This is a genomic window from Pseudohalocynthiibacter sp. F2068 (assembly GCF_023015645.1).
GTDB classification, from domain to species: Bacteria; Pseudomonadota; Alphaproteobacteria; order Rhodobacterales; family Rhodobacteraceae; genus Pseudohalocynthiibacter; species Pseudohalocynthiibacter aestuariivivens.
Genome location: NZ_JALKAK010000004.1, coordinates 111,155 through 126,857, shown reverse-complemented (window position 1 = coordinate 126,857; position 15,703 = coordinate 111,155). Strand labels below are relative to the sequence as shown.

The 15,703-nt window shown below is 50.7% G+C and carries 14 protein-coding genes and 1 pseudogene; 13 read left to right on the top strand and 2 right to left on the bottom strand.

The features are described 5' to 3' along the window. The first annotated feature begins 83 nt into the window (after nt 1-83). From MWU63_RS06690 to MWU63_RS06675, 4 genes are read left to right on the top strand one after another with little or no spacing between them, the layout of a single operon-like run. Complete coding sequence (locus tag MWU63_RS06690; protein WP_213888605.1) at nt 84-485, top strand: RidA family protein; 402 nt, start codon at nt 84-86, stop codon at nt 483-485. Then, a complete protein-coding gene (locus MWU63_RS06685; RefSeq protein WP_213888606.1) occupies nt 486-1,298 on the top strand; it encodes an alpha/beta hydrolase in 813 nt (270 codons plus the stop codon). It abuts the gene before it with no gap. Next, nucleotides 1,295-3,418: a CoA transferase gene (locus MWU63_RS06680; RefSeq protein WP_247077341.1), complete on the top strand. Its 2,124-nt coding sequence runs from the start codon at nt 1,295-1,297 to the stop codon at nt 3,416-3,418. Before MWU63_RS06685 ends, MWU63_RS06680 begins: the two co-directional genes overlap by 4 nt. Before the next feature lie 47 nt (nt 3,419-3,465). After that, the gene (locus tag MWU63_RS06675; RefSeq protein WP_246531668.1) at nt 3,466-3,684 is read left to right on the top strand and encodes an amino acid synthesis family protein; all 219 of its coding nucleotides are present in this window, start codon (nt 3,466-3,468) and stop codon (nt 3,682-3,684) included. Between the two features lie 17 nt (nt 3,685-3,701). On the opposite strand, the pseudogene MWU63_RS06670 reads toward MWU63_RS06675, so the two are convergent. Then, nucleotides 3,702-4,408 (bottom strand): annotated as a pseudogene (locus tag MWU63_RS06670) (IS6 family transposase). Between the two features lie 399 nt (nt 4,409-4,807). On the opposite strand from MWU63_RS06670, the gene MWU63_RS06665 reads away from it, so the two are divergent. From MWU63_RS06665 to MWU63_RS06625, 9 genes are all read left to right on the top strand, one after another. Continuing rightward, nucleotides 4,808-5,998, top strand: coding sequence for a site-specific integrase (locus MWU63_RS06665; RefSeq protein ID WP_247077430.1), 1,191 nt, complete (start codon nt 4,808-4,810; stop codon nt 5,996-5,998). After that, entirely contained in the window at nt 5,995-6,660 is a 666-nt protein-coding gene (locus MWU63_RS06660) for a hypothetical protein (RefSeq protein ID WP_247077339.1), read from the top strand. Before MWU63_RS06665 ends, MWU63_RS06660 begins: the two co-directional genes overlap by 4 nt. Nucleotides 6,661-6,747: 87 nt before the next feature. Next, nucleotides 6,748-6,933: an AlpA family phage regulatory protein gene (locus MWU63_RS06655; RefSeq protein ID WP_247077337.1), complete on the top strand. Its 186-nt coding sequence runs from the start codon at nt 6,748-6,750 to the stop codon at nt 6,931-6,933. 581 nt (nt 6,934-7,514) lie between these two features. Beyond that, nucleotides 7,515-8,900, top strand: a complete 1,386-nt coding sequence (locus MWU63_RS06650; RefSeq protein WP_247077336.1) for an IS1182 family transposase — start codon at nt 7,515-7,517, stop codon at nt 8,898-8,900. A gap of 363 nt (nt 8,901-9,263) precedes the next feature. Continuing rightward, on the top strand, nt 9,264-10,409 hold the full coding sequence (locus MWU63_RS06645) for a hypothetical protein (RefSeq protein ID WP_247077334.1): 1,146 nt from the start codon (nt 9,264-9,266) through the stop codon (nt 10,407-10,409). Continuing rightward, nucleotides 10,406-10,984, top strand: coding sequence for a hypothetical protein (locus tag MWU63_RS06640; RefSeq protein WP_247077332.1), 579 nt, complete (start codon nt 10,406-10,408; stop codon nt 10,982-10,984). The genes MWU63_RS06645 and MWU63_RS06640 overlap by 4 nt, the downstream gene beginning before the upstream one ends. A gap of 531 nt (nt 10,985-11,515) precedes the next feature. Next, nucleotides 11,516-12,487, top strand: a complete 972-nt coding sequence (locus MWU63_RS06635; protein ID WP_247077330.1) for a serine protease — start codon at nt 11,516-11,518, stop codon at nt 12,485-12,487. Between the two features lie 306 nt (nt 12,488-12,793). Next, nucleotides 12,794-13,156: a hypothetical protein gene (locus MWU63_RS06630; RefSeq protein ID WP_247077328.1), complete on the top strand. Its 363-nt coding sequence runs from the start codon at nt 12,794-12,796 to the stop codon at nt 13,154-13,156. Nucleotides 13,157-13,231: 75 nt separating this feature from the next. Next, nucleotides 13,232-14,179, top strand: a complete 948-nt coding sequence (locus MWU63_RS06625) for a hypothetical protein (RefSeq protein ID WP_247077326.1) — start codon at nt 13,232-13,234, stop codon at nt 14,177-14,179. Nucleotides 14,180-14,758: 579 nt separating this feature from the next. On the opposite strand, the gene MWU63_RS06620 is transcribed toward MWU63_RS06625, so the two are convergent. After that, complete coding sequence (locus MWU63_RS06620) at nt 14,759-15,685, bottom strand: metallophosphoesterase (RefSeq protein ID WP_247077324.1); 927 nt, start codon at nt 15,683-15,685, stop codon at nt 14,759-14,761. Between the last annotated feature and the right edge of the window lie 18 nt (nt 15,686-15,703).

The following is a 15,703-nucleotide window of genomic DNA, read 5'->3' as shown; positions in this document are numbered from 1 at the left end:
CGATTTATCGCCTTCTTGTGTCGAAAATTACCAAATGATTGATCCCCTATGAAGTCTAGCTTGAGTTTAGGGAGGCTCCACAAATGTCAAAGAGAAAGCAGGTTATTGGTGGACCGCTAGAGATTGGTGGGCGCGTGCTGTCATTGTCTCGTGCAATTCGGGCGGGAGATTTCGTGTTTCTGACAGGCCAGATCCCAATGCAAAACGGCGCACCGATGACCACTGGGACAGTAGAAGATCAAACCCGTGCTATTCTCGAAGACATCAAGATAACGCTGGCCGAAGCCGGGTGTGGTTTGGAGGATGTCGTGAAAGCGATGGTCTGGCTCAGGGACCGGGCTGATTTTCCGGGCTTCAACGCAGTCTATGGCGCGTATTTCCCGAAAGAGCCGCCAGCGCGCTCCGCAGTCGTCAGCGATTTGCTCGTCGATGTGCGCGTCGAGATCGAAGTCGTCGCCTACCGCCCGGTGAAAGTAGAAATTTAGATGAAGAGTACCGCACATGATGGCACCGTATTCGAACAATATGGACCCCAAGCCAAAGAGGCTGTCGTTTTGATCCATGGGTTAGGCCTGAACCGTGAAGTCTGGCAATGGCTGGTTCCGGCACTTAGCGACAACTACAATGTTATCACCTATGATCTTTTTGGGCATGGCGACAGCGCACGACCGCCTTGCCCCCCGTCGCTCAAGATGTTCTCCGATCAACTACGTGAATTGTTGGACTATTGCGAGATATTGGCCGCCGCTGTTGTTGGGTTTTCGCTTGGTGGCATGATCGCACGGCGGTTTGCACAGGATGAACCTGAACGTGTTTTGGCGCTCGGCATTCTGCATTCACCACATCAACGCACAAAAGAAGCGCAGGCGGCAATTTTGAAACGCGTAGACCAAGCCCGAACAGACGGGCCTGCTGCTACGGTTGAGGCTGCCCTGGAGCGTTGGTTTACAGATGATTTTCGCCAAACGAACCCAGAAACAATGAACCTTGTACGCTCTTGGGTACTAGCCAACGATCCGGCGGTTTATCACACCATTTACCGGGTATTAGCTGATAGCATTGATGAAATTACCTTACCAAAACCACCCATAGCCTGTCCGACAATTGTGATGACCGGTGATGAAGACTTCGGCAACGGACCAGAGATGGCTCAGGCAATTGCAGCGGAGATCGAGGGAACTGAGACATATATTCTTAAAGGCCTGCGTCATATGGCACTTGCCGAAGACCCAGCAACCACAAACCTCCCTTTGAAGGGGTTTCTGGATCGTGCGATTGTAAAGGGTGAAGGTTTATGAACAGCACGAGTGAAGCAGGTATTCTCAAAGGGCTCCGCGTGCTGGATCTTAGCCGGATGTTGTCTGGCCCCTACTGTACAATGATGTTGGCTGATCACGGCGCGGAGGTGATCAAAATCGAAAGCGCGGGCGGCGATACAAGCCGAAACAATGGCCCGTTTCGTGATGATGACCCGGATCATGAATGGGCTGGATATTTTGTCAGTCTGAATCGCAGCAAGAAAAGTGTTCAGCTTGATCTTAAAACCCGTGAAGGAAAAGCCGCCTTTCGAGCTTTGGCAGCAACAGCCGATGTGATCGTTGAGAATTTTCGCCCTGGCGTCATGGAGCGGTTGGGCTTGTCGTACGAGAGCCTTGCCGAAATCAACCCGCGCCTCGTCTATGCTGCAATCCGTGGCTTTGGTGACCCGCGTTCGGGCGAAAGCCCATATGCTAACTGGCCCTCTTACGATGTGGTTGCGCAGGCGATGGGGGGCATTATGGGACTAACGGGTCCGGATGCGCAGACGCCGACCAAGGTTGGGCCCGGAATTGGCGATGTCTTCGCGGGTTTGATGATGTGCTTTGGCATTATGGCTGCCCTACGGGTGGCAGAGGCGACAGGTAAGGGCCAGTTCGTTGACGTCGCTATGTATGACGCCATGATTAGCCTGTGCGAGAGAGCGGTTTATCTACATGATTTTAATGGTTCAGTCCCCGGCCCTGAAGGTAATGATCACCCCTTTCTTGCGCCCTTCGGTCTGTTCCCGGCTAAAGACGGCGATGTAGCAATTGGGATTGTGGACGACGCATTTTGGCGCGCCTTGACCAAGGCAATGGAATTGCACGAACTTGGAAACGATGCCCGCTATGCAACACGAAGCGCACGTTCTGCCAATTCTAAAGAGCTAAACGCGTTGGTTTCAGTATGGACGAAATCTTTCACCAAGGCAGAGTTGTCACAAAAGCTTGGCGGGGTAATACCTTTTGGACCTCTTAATACAATTGCAGACATCGTTGCTGACCCGCATACATCGGCACGGGAAATGCTCGTCGATGTCCCGCATCCTGACCCGAATGCGCGGCCCTGGAAAGTTGCTGCTAATCCGCTTCGTTTTAGTGCGTCACCTTTGCCCGCACCCAAAACACCACCGCGAATGGGGGCCGACAATAACGAATTTTTAACAACATCTGCGCTGATACAAATATCAATCGACAAGCAACGCGAGCTTCGCGACGCGTTTAGCACATTCGCAACAGGCGTCACCGTTGTCACGACCCGCCAATCAGATGGAACACCGCGAGGTTTCACCGCCAACTCTTTCACTTCCGTTTCGCTTGACCCTCCACTTTTGTTGATATGTGTCGCAAAGTCTGCCCTTAGCTGTGATGTCTTCATCGCATCTGATCATTTCGCGATCAATGTTCTGAGTGAAGATCAAAAGGCAACCTCCGGATTGTTTGCTTCCCAGCAAGCCGACAAATTTGAAATATCTGATTGGCATTCTGGTACCTCTAACATGCCGCTTTTAGACGGCTCGTTGGCCAGTTTTGTTTGCTCAAAAGAAAAACTGATAGACGCTGGGGACCACATCATTCTGATTGGTCGTGTCGTTGATTTTGCTGAAAATGACGGCTCACCTCTGGTTTACTTTAAAGGTAACTATTTTTCTGTCGGGCTAGAGGAACAACTGGTCTCGGCAGCTTCGCATTCTGGTGATCTGACGATAGGGGCTATTGTTCAGCAAGATCAGAAACTGCTTTTGGTGGTTGAACCAGACAGTTCGTTCACTGTGCCGAAAATTTGTGGCAAATCAGCGAGCCTCGAAAGTTTGCGGGATCAATTGCGGCGCGATAATTTGAACCCGGTCCTGGATTTCTTATACGCGGTTTATCAGGACAGCGAGACCAGGGCGCACGGCATCTTCTACCATGGTACAGTTAAAGGAGATGCGCCGGAACGGTCAGCCTTTTTTCCCTTGAAAGACGTACCACTTGAAAAGATCAAAAGCCAGGCTGAACGCAGTATGCTTAAACGCTATATAAGCGAATTCCGTCACGGAAGTTTTGGTATTTATCAAGGCGATGAAACCAAAGGAACGGTTCATCACGTCACAAAAGTTGAGCCGTCAAGACACTGAAATAGGAAGCAACATGTTACCAGAACTCAGAAAAGTTGTTACTTTTGATGAAGATATTCACCGCGAGGGGGGAAGGGATCGCTGATCCGGTGTTGCACATCATTGGTGTCGCGGCAGTTGTCCGGAACCCTTGGGCTGGGCGTAGTTATGTCGAAAATCTGTCTCCTGAAATTCAGCGAATGCCACCACCCCTAGGCAAGATGTTGACGAATAGATTGATTGCCCTCGCTGGTGTTGTCAGACAAATGCGAGGCAGTCACTTCTAGGCCAGTTGTGCGACTATTTATGCCGCGCAGAGTTGACGCCACTCAGCGAGAGCGACGGTGCGGTTGAGCTTGAAATTATCGCGTGAGTAAAGGTGACGTTCATGGTTGAAATGATTGCAAACGGAGGCCTGTACTGAGACGAATTTCTGCATGCTTCGCATTCGGCGGAAGCGCAGCATGGCTCGTTCTCGTCGCCGAAACGGAATGTATGAATTCTCAACCCGGTTGTTCAGCCAACGGCCGGTTTCTTGTCTGTCAGCATTGCCGATGATCTTCATCGCGGCGCCGTAAGACCGCTGTAGATCGGTCACGACGACATTTGGCTGGCCAAAACGCTTCATCGTTTTTTGAGGAAATTCAATGCTGCTTTGCGATCACGTTGCTTGGTGACATAGCTTTCAAACACCTCGCGCTCATGATCCACAGCGCTCCAGAGATAGTGGGTTACACCGTTGATTATTACGAACACCTCGTCCAAATGCCATTGCCAATTTGAACGAGCACGAAGTTGCTGAACCCATTTTCTGCGGATTTCAGCGGCGAACAACAGGCCAAACCGGCTCCACCAAAACCGGATGGTTTCGTGGCTAGCGTCAATGCCACGCTTATGCAGAAGGTCTTCAACATTGCGCAACGAAAGAGGGAACCGGACGTACAACATAACTGCCAGCCTGATAATCTCTGGCGACGTTTTAAAATAGCGAAATGGACTGCGTTTTGTCATCCAGCGAGGCTACGAAACCACCCTGCCCGGCTCAAGTCGGTTTTGTCTGACAGTGCCTCTTGGTGGGCTAAGGGGAACCTCCTGCGGAACCTGAAGGTGCCATCTGCGAGTTCATCAAGGTGTTTTAGGGTAACCTGCTTGCACATTTAGTTGCTCCCAAGGACGCATTTTGTGTCCATGATGTGTTACAGCTGTCCGGTAAATCCCTTAAAATCAAGCATGTATGATGATTTTATCGAAAAATGGTGCCCCCACACGGCATTGAACTTCTATATCAAGTCGTAACAATCCACTCCTTTTTTTGATATTTCCCTTAATTAGCGGACTTTAAGGCATTTCATCTGGTTTCAAGCTGCATCAATATATACTATATGTAGAGGTGGATTGGCAGGGGGATTGATTTTGATACTCCACAAGTTGACGGCAGCTTTAGTTCGCAATGCCACGCCTGGTAAGTACTCGGACGGCGGTGGTTTGTGGTTAGTTAAGAGAAATGATGGAGGCGCACAGTGGGTGCTAAGGGTTACGGTTTACAGCAACCGTAGAGAAATGGGCCTTGGGTCGCTATCTGCCGTAAGCCTTAAAGAGGCGCGACAGGCTGCTGAAAAATGGCGCGCGATTGTTCGTGATGGCAAAGACCCGATCAAAGAACGTGAACGCCAACGACGCGAGGCGGCAAGAGAACGGCATACCCTAGCAACCGTTGCCGCTGAGGCCTTCGAAGCTCGCAAGGCCGAACTTAAAGGCGATGGTAAAGCTGGCCGATGGTTCACGCCACTTGAGCTTCACGTTTTGCCCAAGATTGGAAATATTCCAATCGAGGAAGTTGACCAGCAAGACATCAAAAGGACCTTGGCGCCGATTTGGCACATGAAAGCCGACACAGCACGCAAAGCGATGAACCGCCTCGGTTTAGTTCTGCGTTTCGGGGCAGCGATGGGCTTAGATGTTGACCTTCAAGCGACAGAAAAGGCCAAGGCATTGCTCGGCAAGTCCCGCCACGTTCCACAGAACGTTCCTGCCCTACACTGGAAAGACGTTCCGGAATTTTATGAAAGCCTCTCTGACGGTTCCATTACACATTTGGCGCTAAGGTTACTCATACTCACGGCTGGCACGAGGTCCAAACCCATTCGTTTTCTCCGCGTCGAGCAAATCCAAGGCGACCTTTGGACTGTTCCCGGAGAGCTTATGAAATCACGTCAAGGGCATGCGAAAGATTTTCAGGTGCCGCTTTCTCCGGAAGCGATGTCGGTCATTGAGCAAGCCAGGCCTTTCTGTCGTGATGGCTATTTTTTTCCAAGCGTTCGAAAAGGGGTGATCTCGGACGCAACGATGGCTCGGCTCATGGAGCGACGCGGCATGACGGCACGCCCACACGGTTTCCGGTCCAGTTTTCGCACATGGGTTGCGGAAACCACGGAAACGCCACGAGAGGTCGCTGAGGCGGCTCTGGCACATGTTACCGGAACGTCAGTCGAGCGTTCTTATCGCCGGACCGATTTTCTCGAAAAGCGGCGCCCCCTTATGAACCAATGGGCAGACCACGTAACTGGTTCTAGCAAAATCCCGAGTAGCGAACCTATGTGATGAAGCCACCTCCGATCACCATTCCTGTCAACTTTTTGTCTTACGGTGACACCGAGTCTCAATCAGACGATGTCTATCGGGCCATATTGCGAGATCTTCAGTTTGAAATTCCGCATGAGGAGTTTGAGGAGTGGGAAGAGCGGGGGAAAATCGAAGAGCTAAATTGTCACTTTCGGAAAATTGCGCATTTGTTGGCCACCTATTTTGAAACCGACGAGCCTTGCTGGATCGAACAAACTAAAGATTACTGTGAATATTTTGATCTTCCGATTCCGAAGGCTCTCCAAACCGCCAAGACGCTTGAAGTCACAAACTCGCAGACGGCCCGGGCAAAGCGACAAATTGAAAAAGATGTATGGTTTTATGAAATGTTGTCTCTGGTACTCTGTGGAGTTTCCGTCGAGACGGCAGCCGAGATTGCCACTTATTGGGCGCGGTTTTTCTTGGGTCGAGACGCAAGGATTACCGCGAGTACACTCGAAAAACAGTTTCCAAAATGGCGAAAAGACAGCGATTTCGCCACTCACCTAAAGTCATGGTTCGAAGGCCTAAGTGAAGCGGAAAGAGATACATATCGCACACGAACCCATAAAAGAGCAGAAAGATACTCCCCCGATAAGTATCTGCCAAAGCATCTAAAAGGGAACCGACGGGGGGACTGAAATCTCTTTGGCCAAAAACTGTCCCATTATTTAGAAGACTAGACTGGTGTTTCATGTTGCCCAGCGAAACAAATTGGGGCGTTCGACATGAAATACCTGAACTTCAACCAGCTTGGTGAGAAACTCGGCAACAGAAGCAGAAGCTCAATTTACCGCGACTTGGAGCATGGGCGATTGCCACGCCCGCTTCGCATTGGCGGCCGCCTCTACTGGCCAGAACAGCAGATTGAAGAATGGATTTCGAAACTTCAACCTGACATCACGAGCGATTGAGCCAGCCAATGCCACGCGTGTATGCGAATAATTCTCTTGAGCTTTGGAGTTTTGGCGGTGAGTGCTGAAGCGTTGAAATGGTGGACTGAAATAAAATTGAGAGGGGTCTACAACATGAACCCAAACGACTACCGAGTTATGGATATGCTGGCATACCAACATCATACGGAGGATTGTTGGAGAATGGATTTCACCCAAAGCCAGCTAGCGCGTCTATCTGATATGGATCGACGATGCTTAAGACGATCAGTAACCAACCTAGAGCTCAACGGATGGATTGTTCGGAACAAAAACCGCCCAGGATACAAGATGCACTACAGCATTCCGAGATTTGAGGAATGGATCGAACACAAGAATGAATTAGAGGAAATCGCGTTTTAACAGCGAATTGGGAAAGCCGGCCTAAATCTAGGGTCAGGACCTATCAATCTTGAAACTCGGCAATGTCCGCTCAAAGCCCAGAGGAGACATTAGATTCAAGGGCAGCATTTGGTACTTTAGGGCGAATTCTGTTGAAAAACTCTTCTTGATTTGAAGGCCATCGGCTGATTCAATTTCCCTATAAAGCGAGGGGCTGAGCGATGATGGGACCGAAGCAGGAAGCACAGGCGGCGCTGTTCTATGAGTTCTCACTGGAAGATCATGTCCCCCATGATCACCTGCTGCGATCCATTGATCGTTTCGTCGATCTGAGCGACATCCGCCAGTATCTGTCCGAGTTTTACAGCCACACAGGCCGCCCATCGATTGATCCGGAACTGCTGATCCGGATGCTTTTGGTGGGCTATTGCTTCGGTATCAGGTCAGAGCGCCGGTTGTGCGAAGAGGTGCATTTGAACCTCGCCTATCGCTGGTTTTGTCGCCTTGATCTGTCTGATCCAATACCCAACCACTCGACCTTCTCAAAGAACCGGCACGGGCGCTTCCGTGAGAGCTCTTTGCTGCGCCACTTGTTTGAAAAGACCGTCGCGCGCTGCATTGCTGACGGTTTGGTGAGTGGGCAACGGCTTGCGGCAGATGCCAGCTTAATCGAAGCTGACGCCAACAAACAGAACTCTACGCCAAAGGAAGACTGGGACCGCAGCACCATTGATCCAACTGATGCGCCACGCGCCGTTCGCGAGTATCTCAATGTGCTGGATGATGCTGCCTTTGGTGCAGCATCTGAGGTTGAGCCCAAGTTCACATCCCATTCTGACCCCTCCAGCCAATGGACGGCGGCACGTAAAGGCCCAGCATTCTTTGCCTATTCCACCAACTATCTGATCGATACCGATCATAGTGTGATCGTCGACGTCGAAGGAACGAGGTCAATCCGGCAGGCTGAAGTAGGCTCTGTTCGCACCATGTTGGATAGGATCAAGCATCGGCATGATTTGGATCCCGAACGCCTCATTGCAGATAGCGCCTATGGGTCAGGGCCGATGCTTGGGTGGCTCGTTGACCGCAAAATCAATCCCCACATTCCGGTACTCGACAAAGCCGGACGGACAGACGGAACATGGTCTCGCGTCGACTTCGAATGGGACGCCGAGAACAACCAATACATCTGCCCAGAGGGCGAGCCGCTCAAACAGTTCCGCCGCAACTATTCCGACCCCAATCGCGGTCCCAGCGGTAAAGGTGTCGCCAAGTATCAGGCGTTGAAACATACCTGTCAGGCCTGCCCATCAAAAATGCAGTGCTGCCCGAATGCGGAGGCCCGGAAGATCACCCGCGAAGAACATGAAGACGCCCGCCAAATGGCCCGCGATATCGCGAAGACCAAACAATACGCCGTATCGATGCGGCTTCGAAAGAAGGTCGAGATGCTCTTTGCCCACCTCAAGCGCATCCTTGGCCTGGGTCGCCTCCGATTACGAGGTCCGTGCGGCGCAAATGACGAATTCCTCCTCGCTGCAACCGCCCAAAACCTCCGCAAACTAGCCAAGATCTTTCCTGCACCGCAGCAAATGCAAAAAGCCTGATGTGGAAGGCGCTTGCGCCGCGTTAAAGCCTCTACTTTCTGCGCCAGCAACACGTTGTTTTTCCACAGAATCGGCGGAAAGCAGCCTTTCGCTGCGGGCGCTCAGCTTTGCCTTCTGATGGAAGAAAGCTGCCGTCCTGATGGGTGTATACTTTGGGGAAATCAAAGCTTAGCTCGGTCCAAACAGCGGAATTTCGATAAGCATTCCATTTATTGTAATTGAACCTTTTTATTTATTATCTTCCGCAAAACTCAACTGAAGCGATTAATTTAGCCCTGAACGCAACTAGAAATGCACGCTGGAACAATGCAAATCTTTGTGAAACACTGGGTATTAGACCAATAGATTCATGGATCCGAAGAATTGCCAATTTTAAAAATCGACCTTGCCACACGGGTTCTTGATGACCAGATGCAGGTGAACCTCATTCATCCAGGTGCCCGCTACGTATTCTATGACAATGTTATTCAAAATTCACTGCTGCCAGTAGATCTGCCATTCTTCGACGTCCCAGACGGGCAACCCGTACCGGACGCCGACCAGATCGCCCCGATGCTCGAACGGGCAAGGATTATGCGCAGATGGGCAAAACGACCGAAATCTGAGGCGCGCACTCCGCGACCCTCGCGAGACCTTGATTTTTACCGGACTGGCCTCAACCTCGTCGCGGGAGCACAAGGGGCAAGGACTAGGCTCAGAAACGCCGCGCAAGAAATCCTCTGGGATATGCCCGAAAGTAGCCTTGTAGTGATCCCGCAAAAGGGCATTTCAGGCAAAGCTGTTCTAGCCGAATTAGGGTCGCAGAACGCCGCAAGGTCTCGGGTTCAAGGACATGGACACTATGCTGGACTTGAATTCTTGGCGCGTTCCGTAACGGTCGTAAACAAAGTCCCCATGCTAGCTTTGCCTGCGGACGTTCTGGGTGCTGCTCGATCGACCAGCGCAGTCCAAAACATCGGCGGGCATTCTGAGGATAGAATTCTTCGCCTTGCGTATGGTGACTATCAACGGGACAGCGATTTTGTAGCTGGCGTGATGGCCAACACTGATGATTTTGACGCCCTTGTCCTGGGTCAGATGATTGATCTACACGTCGCAATCGAGCATTTCGTCGAGACTGGTGAGGTACTCGAACCTGGTCGGGTGACGTGGGCACGACGGGTCGCACACGCGCCATATCTTCATGCGACGATTAATAGCCCCAACGGTCGCGCATCTCTCGAGTCGAAAGGAGTGGCCACTTTTGGGGTGAAATTGCTTGGGATCGTTGCTGCTAGCGGCATTTCGCTTGCGGTTGCAGGTGATCTGATTGCTCAAGGTCATGTCGATGTCGCAAACAGCCAAGAACCTGGAGGAAGCACCGCGATAATCCAAGCTAGTGCGAGCGCTTTGACCAACTTTTTCGCAACATCTGGATATTCGAGCTATAATGAATATCTTGTAGGGTTGCAAAACGGCCTCGAACGGAACGCAACAAAGCCACAGGGGACGGCTAAGATTACGCCATGACACCGATGACAGCTGACCAAGACCAAAATCCGACAAAGAAAGTCTCCGCCGTTTTGCAGTGGGCTCGAAAGTCGTGGCTAATCCAGTTCGTTATCTGGGCAAGGTGGTTCCTCAGCATAGGGCTGACCCTCTTAGCGCTGCTGTGGTCAGCGTATGTTCTGGGGCAGGATATCAGCAATAACCTATCCTATGATTACAAGGCGTTGCAAGAAACCCAGAAGACTCTTCTGCAAGATGCCCAAGAGTTTCGGGATGCGCTTCTCAATCCGAATGTTGATGTCGCTATGGAAGATGAGCTCAAGGAGTTGAGAGAGACGGCCATCGAAACGATTGCGTCCTTAGGTGGGATGCGTACACCAAGCAATCGGATCGAAGTCGCAAAACTTGCGTATCGTGATGCGTTGCAGGAGCTCATCGCCGTTTCCAATCGCCTTGCACGTGGTGACCACGCGGGAATGGCAATTCCCCTCCATAATGCCCTGCAGAGTGTTGCAAACGAGGGAGGTAATCTCAATGATGAGATCAGCTATTTCCAAGGCGGTATGTGGCCTCAGTTGAAAGCGGCTATTTTTTAACTGGATCACTAGTCATACTTTCCCTCCCTCTCGTCGTGTTTACTGGCGTGGTATTTTGCCTGCTGGACTTCACGCATTGTGATCATTGCTCACTCAGCGTTGAGGTGCTCCCAAGCGGGTTTAGACTCGGTAGCCAACTTGATACATGACCGGATGTCAGGCTTTGCCTATACAGCGAATGTCTCCTTCAGTGGGCCGCATTGCAGCATGCCAAGGTCCGGAAAGGGCCGTAAGCCACATCAACTAAAATGGCGAAAAGCGGACACTCGCCGCATCACGCACCGACGGTAACAATGCGCAGGAACCGGACTTTGCAAAGTTTGACGGACTTTGACTTGCACAACTGCGAAAGAACAAAAACGACTGGCCGCGCTCCGTATCGCAAAGTAGTAACACTTGAAAACTGTTCAATTTTCCAGCTAGGCTTGAGGCCCTTATTCTGAGTGCACTGCAGCCTTCGTTGTTCTAGCCTACAAGAGACATATGTACCCATATCCTGTAAAAGACCTAATCCCCGACTTTGCGTTCGCAATGATGAATGAGCTGTTTAGGGTGGTGAATGAGCAAGCGCTCGAACTCAAATCAGACCTGCCTTCGTTTACAAAGTGCAACTTCAAGATAGGTTTAGACGAAAATGTTTGCATCACCACGATCCAGTTCAAAGAAAGTGGTTTACCTGCTGGCGGCTCAATGGATGAGGACGAGTTCACTGACCTGCGTAACTCAGTGGGAAATGCCAGAGAATATTCCGAATTGTGTCAGATTCAGGCATTGTCAGACCGTTTTGGCTGGGATCGAGTGTTGATTGTAGCGGACGTGGAAAATGAAACCATCGATTGGCACCAAGTCCATCGTGATCTCATAAGCTGGGCAAATGATAAACCTCTTCCGCGTGCACGACGGATCAATGAAAACCGGGTTAAGATGGCGCTTCCCGCTCCGCCGCAATACTCCCTCAAGGATGTAGAGGCTGCAATGTGGGTCCTTGAATGTGATGAAGCTTGCATCCAAGGAACTGCTTTTGATCTAGAAGGCTTCGGCACGATCACGAATAACCACGTCGTAAGTGGAACTTTCAACTTGAGGGCGTTCCGGGCAGATGATGTCTCTCAAAAGTATCCGGTTACGATCAAGAAGAGTAACAGCGTCCTTGATTTAGCAGTTATTGAGATCGAAGGCGCTTCGGTTTCAGGCGCTCTGAAACCATCAAACCGAGATTTGAACCAGATGGATCACGCAGCTGTTTGCGGATTCCCAAATTACAATCGCGGAGATTCCGGTATCCTCTCGCCCGGAGTTATCGTGGGCACTCGAATGAAGTCAGGGGTCCGCCGCCTTCTTACCAATGCCGGTATAGTTAGCGGCATGAGTGGGGGGCCGGCGATTGCCCAGGACAATCGAGTTATTGGCATTTGCGTGACCGGTTCAAATTACATGCAAAAGAGTCGAGAAACCGAAGATCAGTCCATTATTCCAGTTTCTGCCTTGGAGCTATTGGAATAGCTCAAAGTCTGTTTTTTTCTGAGGCTTCGGGTTATTCCTGACTTGCCACGAAGGTCCGCATCGGGAAAATTGAAACGTCGTAATTTTGAACGGCCGAATGTCGGCTATGGGCCGTCATTGCCTACTGCGGCCTAAGCGATCATGCTTGACCGCACGAACAGCGTACAACAAAAAATTGGAAACATAGATTTGGACCGCAACCAGCTCGATGAAATAGTGAGAACATGCCTGCAAGAACTCTACGAACAAGATGGGCAGATCTTAGCTCAAGACATCGGTGAACGCGCAATATGCGGGCGACTGGCTATGCTGATGGACCCGAAGTTTACGCGATACAACGTGGATATTGAGTACAATCGCAAGGGTCCCGGTCTGGAACCGAAGGACATCGAAATGCCGGACGAAAACGGTGTTTTGACGACCAGTCGAGTTTTTCCGGATATCATAGTGCATGACCGTGGGCACAATCTTCGCAACCTCTTGGTTGTTGAGGTGAAGAAGTCCACCAATGCCGTCGGTGATGAGCACGATCACGCTAAGCTGCAGGCGCTGTGTTGGCAGTTGCGATACCAAAACGGATTGTTCTTGCGTTTGTCGACAGGGCCAGAAGCTGACTCAAGACGGGTTCAACAACAATGGTTTGAAGGGCCTGTGATTGATGAACTTTGAACGGCCTATTTTGAGAGGCTGCAGCGCAGTGAAAACGAATGTTGGCTGTAGGTCGAAGAAGGAAAATCTTTTGCGATGACAGTGCTGAGTATTGAGAGAGCAAATACTACTGCATTCAAGACCTTTAGTAATTCACATGAAGAGCTTGGGAATGTCCTAAAGATAGTCAGCGTAGGCCTTTCGCTGACAATAGAAGAAATTCAAAATGGAACCCCGGCTAAATCACTTTGGTCGCGAGTTGGGGCGCTATCTGAGCATTGGGGGACAGTACCCATTTTCACTCAAGAGATTGCGGAAACAGCATATGCCGAAGTTGCGAACCTTGGACTCGCCAGGAGTTTTTCAGCGTTCGATAGATATTTGAGCGACATTGGAGCCGAGCTTGATAGCATCGACCATTATCACTCTTCACAGCCCGTCGCATTGAAAAGCGGACCGGACGACGACAGTGGTGGCCTCGACAATCCAGGGATGGCGTTTGAAAGGTTTTGTGAACGCCAAAACTTCAGCAGATTGAATGTCGAATTTGTAGCGCCTGTTTTTGACTACTATCGTGCGGCTCGTAATTGCATAATTCATCGTAGCGGGGTGGCAAGTCGAGAGCTAGAGACGAAGGTAATTTCGGCCAGCCTATCTGAGTCTTTGGCCAACTGGGAAGAGCTAACGAACGAGCACGGGCCGCTGAAGTTGAAGAGCTTTGAGGAAGGTGAACCGATCAGACTCGACTATTTTGACGCGATTTTATGTTCCTCGATCTTAAGACGCCTAGCCTTGGATATCGACGCCCAAGTGATAAGACGCATGGGGATTGAAGGTTTAACTTTATTGGCTGCAAAACGTTACATGAAACGATGTCAGATCGGCGCAACCAATCTCGAACATTCTACCGCGCCAAAGGCCATCGCTTCGTATTTATCACGAGTTAACCGTGTTGTTGGGGTTGGCTGGAAAACTGTTGAGCCCCAACTCAATAGACTTGGAATTCTTAAAGACTTAAATCGAGCATTCGAAGGCAAGCGCTAGACACTGACCTGATCATACCAAGCGCTGTAGCTCGACACCAATGTCCGGTTTTGAGAAGCTGCGCAGCAGCGTCCGTGGCGCGGTCCAAAGTCCGCTACGGGCCGTTAGCGGTAGTCGCGCCTTTTGCGGCCAATGTTCGATTTGTCCGCATGCCGGTCATTCGGGCTATATTGGATTAATAGGTCCTGACCCTAATTACGCAACTAGATTAGAAATCCGACCACAAAACTTATCCAATTCAGCCGATAAGAATGTGGGACACCACGCCCACCAAGTTGGGACATTACGTCCCACATTGCCGGACACCACGCCCACCTTTTCAAGCAAGTTAATTCAAGAAGAAAACATCCAATGACGTGCTGAACTATTTTTAGTCTAGAAAGCCTACGAAAAAAACATTGTTCCAGCGTTGCGCAACCAAGCGCTAAATACAGCACGAAATCGGGTTATATTTCCCACGGCACGCGCGCGCGCGCGATGAACGGATCTCTGTCATAGCACCCAACGTGGCGAACACGCGGTTTAATACCCAAATCCAATCAGCGTAGCATGTTGTTAAGTTTATTTCGCCAGTGGTTCCTAATTCTCGTGAACTGTAATCTTTTCAAGAGATAGAGGGCCAGGCTGACCATCCATGTGATAGGTCACAAGAGGGCCGACGGTTCCAGCTGAGTAATCCAAGCACAGGGCGTTTGGCGCTTGAAAGGCAGGGGTTCCATCGAGCCAGTAATGCCCAAAGAACACGGGGATTGCGATCTCCGGATAAACACTACCGCTAATACTCGAAGGAAGCTCTTCCTGCGGAAGATCACGAAGATCAGGAACCGATATTGCAATGTCAGGCCACGTTTTTGCACTGCTATTCCACCACTGAAGGCGAATTTCCGTGCGATGTGAACCTTCCTTGTCCTTGATGGAATACCCAGGGGGAAGCGGCGCTTCTGGTCCTTTGGTTGTCGTTTCCACAAGGTTAAAAAGGGGGTCGCGTTCGTCAGCAGCTCGAATGATCTGGTCTTCGCTTAAAACACCGAGATTTGAGAGGCCGCGCAGGCGCTCAATTTTTGTTTCATCCCAGCAAGCGTGGACCGCCCGAAAGCCATCAAGCTCGAGATAGAGCGGCAGGCTCCTCATCCAGGCGATTGCATCTGCTGTTTGAGTTTCACCAATTGGAAACTCCTCTAAGAAGGCCTTATGTTGCCGAATATTTTTTTCGGACTTCGGTCGCAGTGCCTCCCCAGTTTTTGGGTTGTCTGTGTGGAAGTGAATGGCGTTGAGTTCGTGGTTGCCCATTATGGCGAAGGCAGTTCCTGCGTCGACCATGTTACGCACAATCGACAAGACTTCACGGTTGTCGAGACCCCGATCAATGAAGTCACCAAGAAAGATACATTGCCGGCCTGGGTTGTCGTGGCGCCAAGCACCGTTGCGGAGTTTATATCCAAGGCTTGCCAACGCCCCTTTGAGCTTTGCGGACTGGCCGTGAATGTCTGGTATAACGTCGTACAAAGTTTTTCCTTCCGGATA

Excerpts from the sequence above, each read along its gene's own strand:
- MWU63_RS06690 (WP_213888605.1), top strand. The coding sequence starts at position 84 with ATGTCAAAGAGAAAGCAGGTTATTGGTGGACCGCTAGAGATTGGTGGG.
- MWU63_RS06685 (WP_213888606.1), top strand. The coding sequence starts at position 486 with ATGAAGAGTACCGCACATGATGGCACCGTATTCGAACAATATGGACCC.
- MWU63_RS06680 (WP_247077341.1), top strand. The coding sequence starts at position 1,295 with ATGAACAGCACGAGTGAAGCAGGTATTCTCAAAGGGCTCCGCGTGCTG.
- MWU63_RS06675 (WP_246531668.1), top strand. The coding sequence starts at position 3,466 with ATGAAGATATTCACCGCGAGGGGGGAAGGGATCGCTGATCCGGTGTTG.
- MWU63_RS06655 (WP_247077337.1), top strand. The coding sequence starts at position 6,748 with ATGAAATACCTGAACTTCAACCAGCTTGGTGAGAAACTCGGCAACAGA.
- MWU63_RS06650 (WP_247077336.1), top strand. The coding sequence starts at position 7,515 with ATGATGGGACCGAAGCAGGAAGCACAGGCGGCGCTGTTCTATGAGTTC.
- MWU63_RS06640 (WP_247077332.1), top strand. The coding sequence starts at position 10,406 with ATGACACCGATGACAGCTGACCAAGACCAAAATCCGACAAAGAAAGTC.
- MWU63_RS06635 (WP_247077330.1), top strand. The coding sequence starts at position 11,516 with ATGATGAATGAGCTGTTTAGGGTGGTGAATGAGCAAGCGCTCGAACTC.
- MWU63_RS06630 (WP_247077328.1), top strand. The coding sequence starts at position 12,794 with ATGCTGATGGACCCGAAGTTTACGCGATACAACGTGGATATTGAGTAC.
- MWU63_RS06625 (WP_247077326.1), top strand. The coding sequence starts at position 13,232 with ATGACAGTGCTGAGTATTGAGAGAGCAAATACTACTGCATTCAAGACC.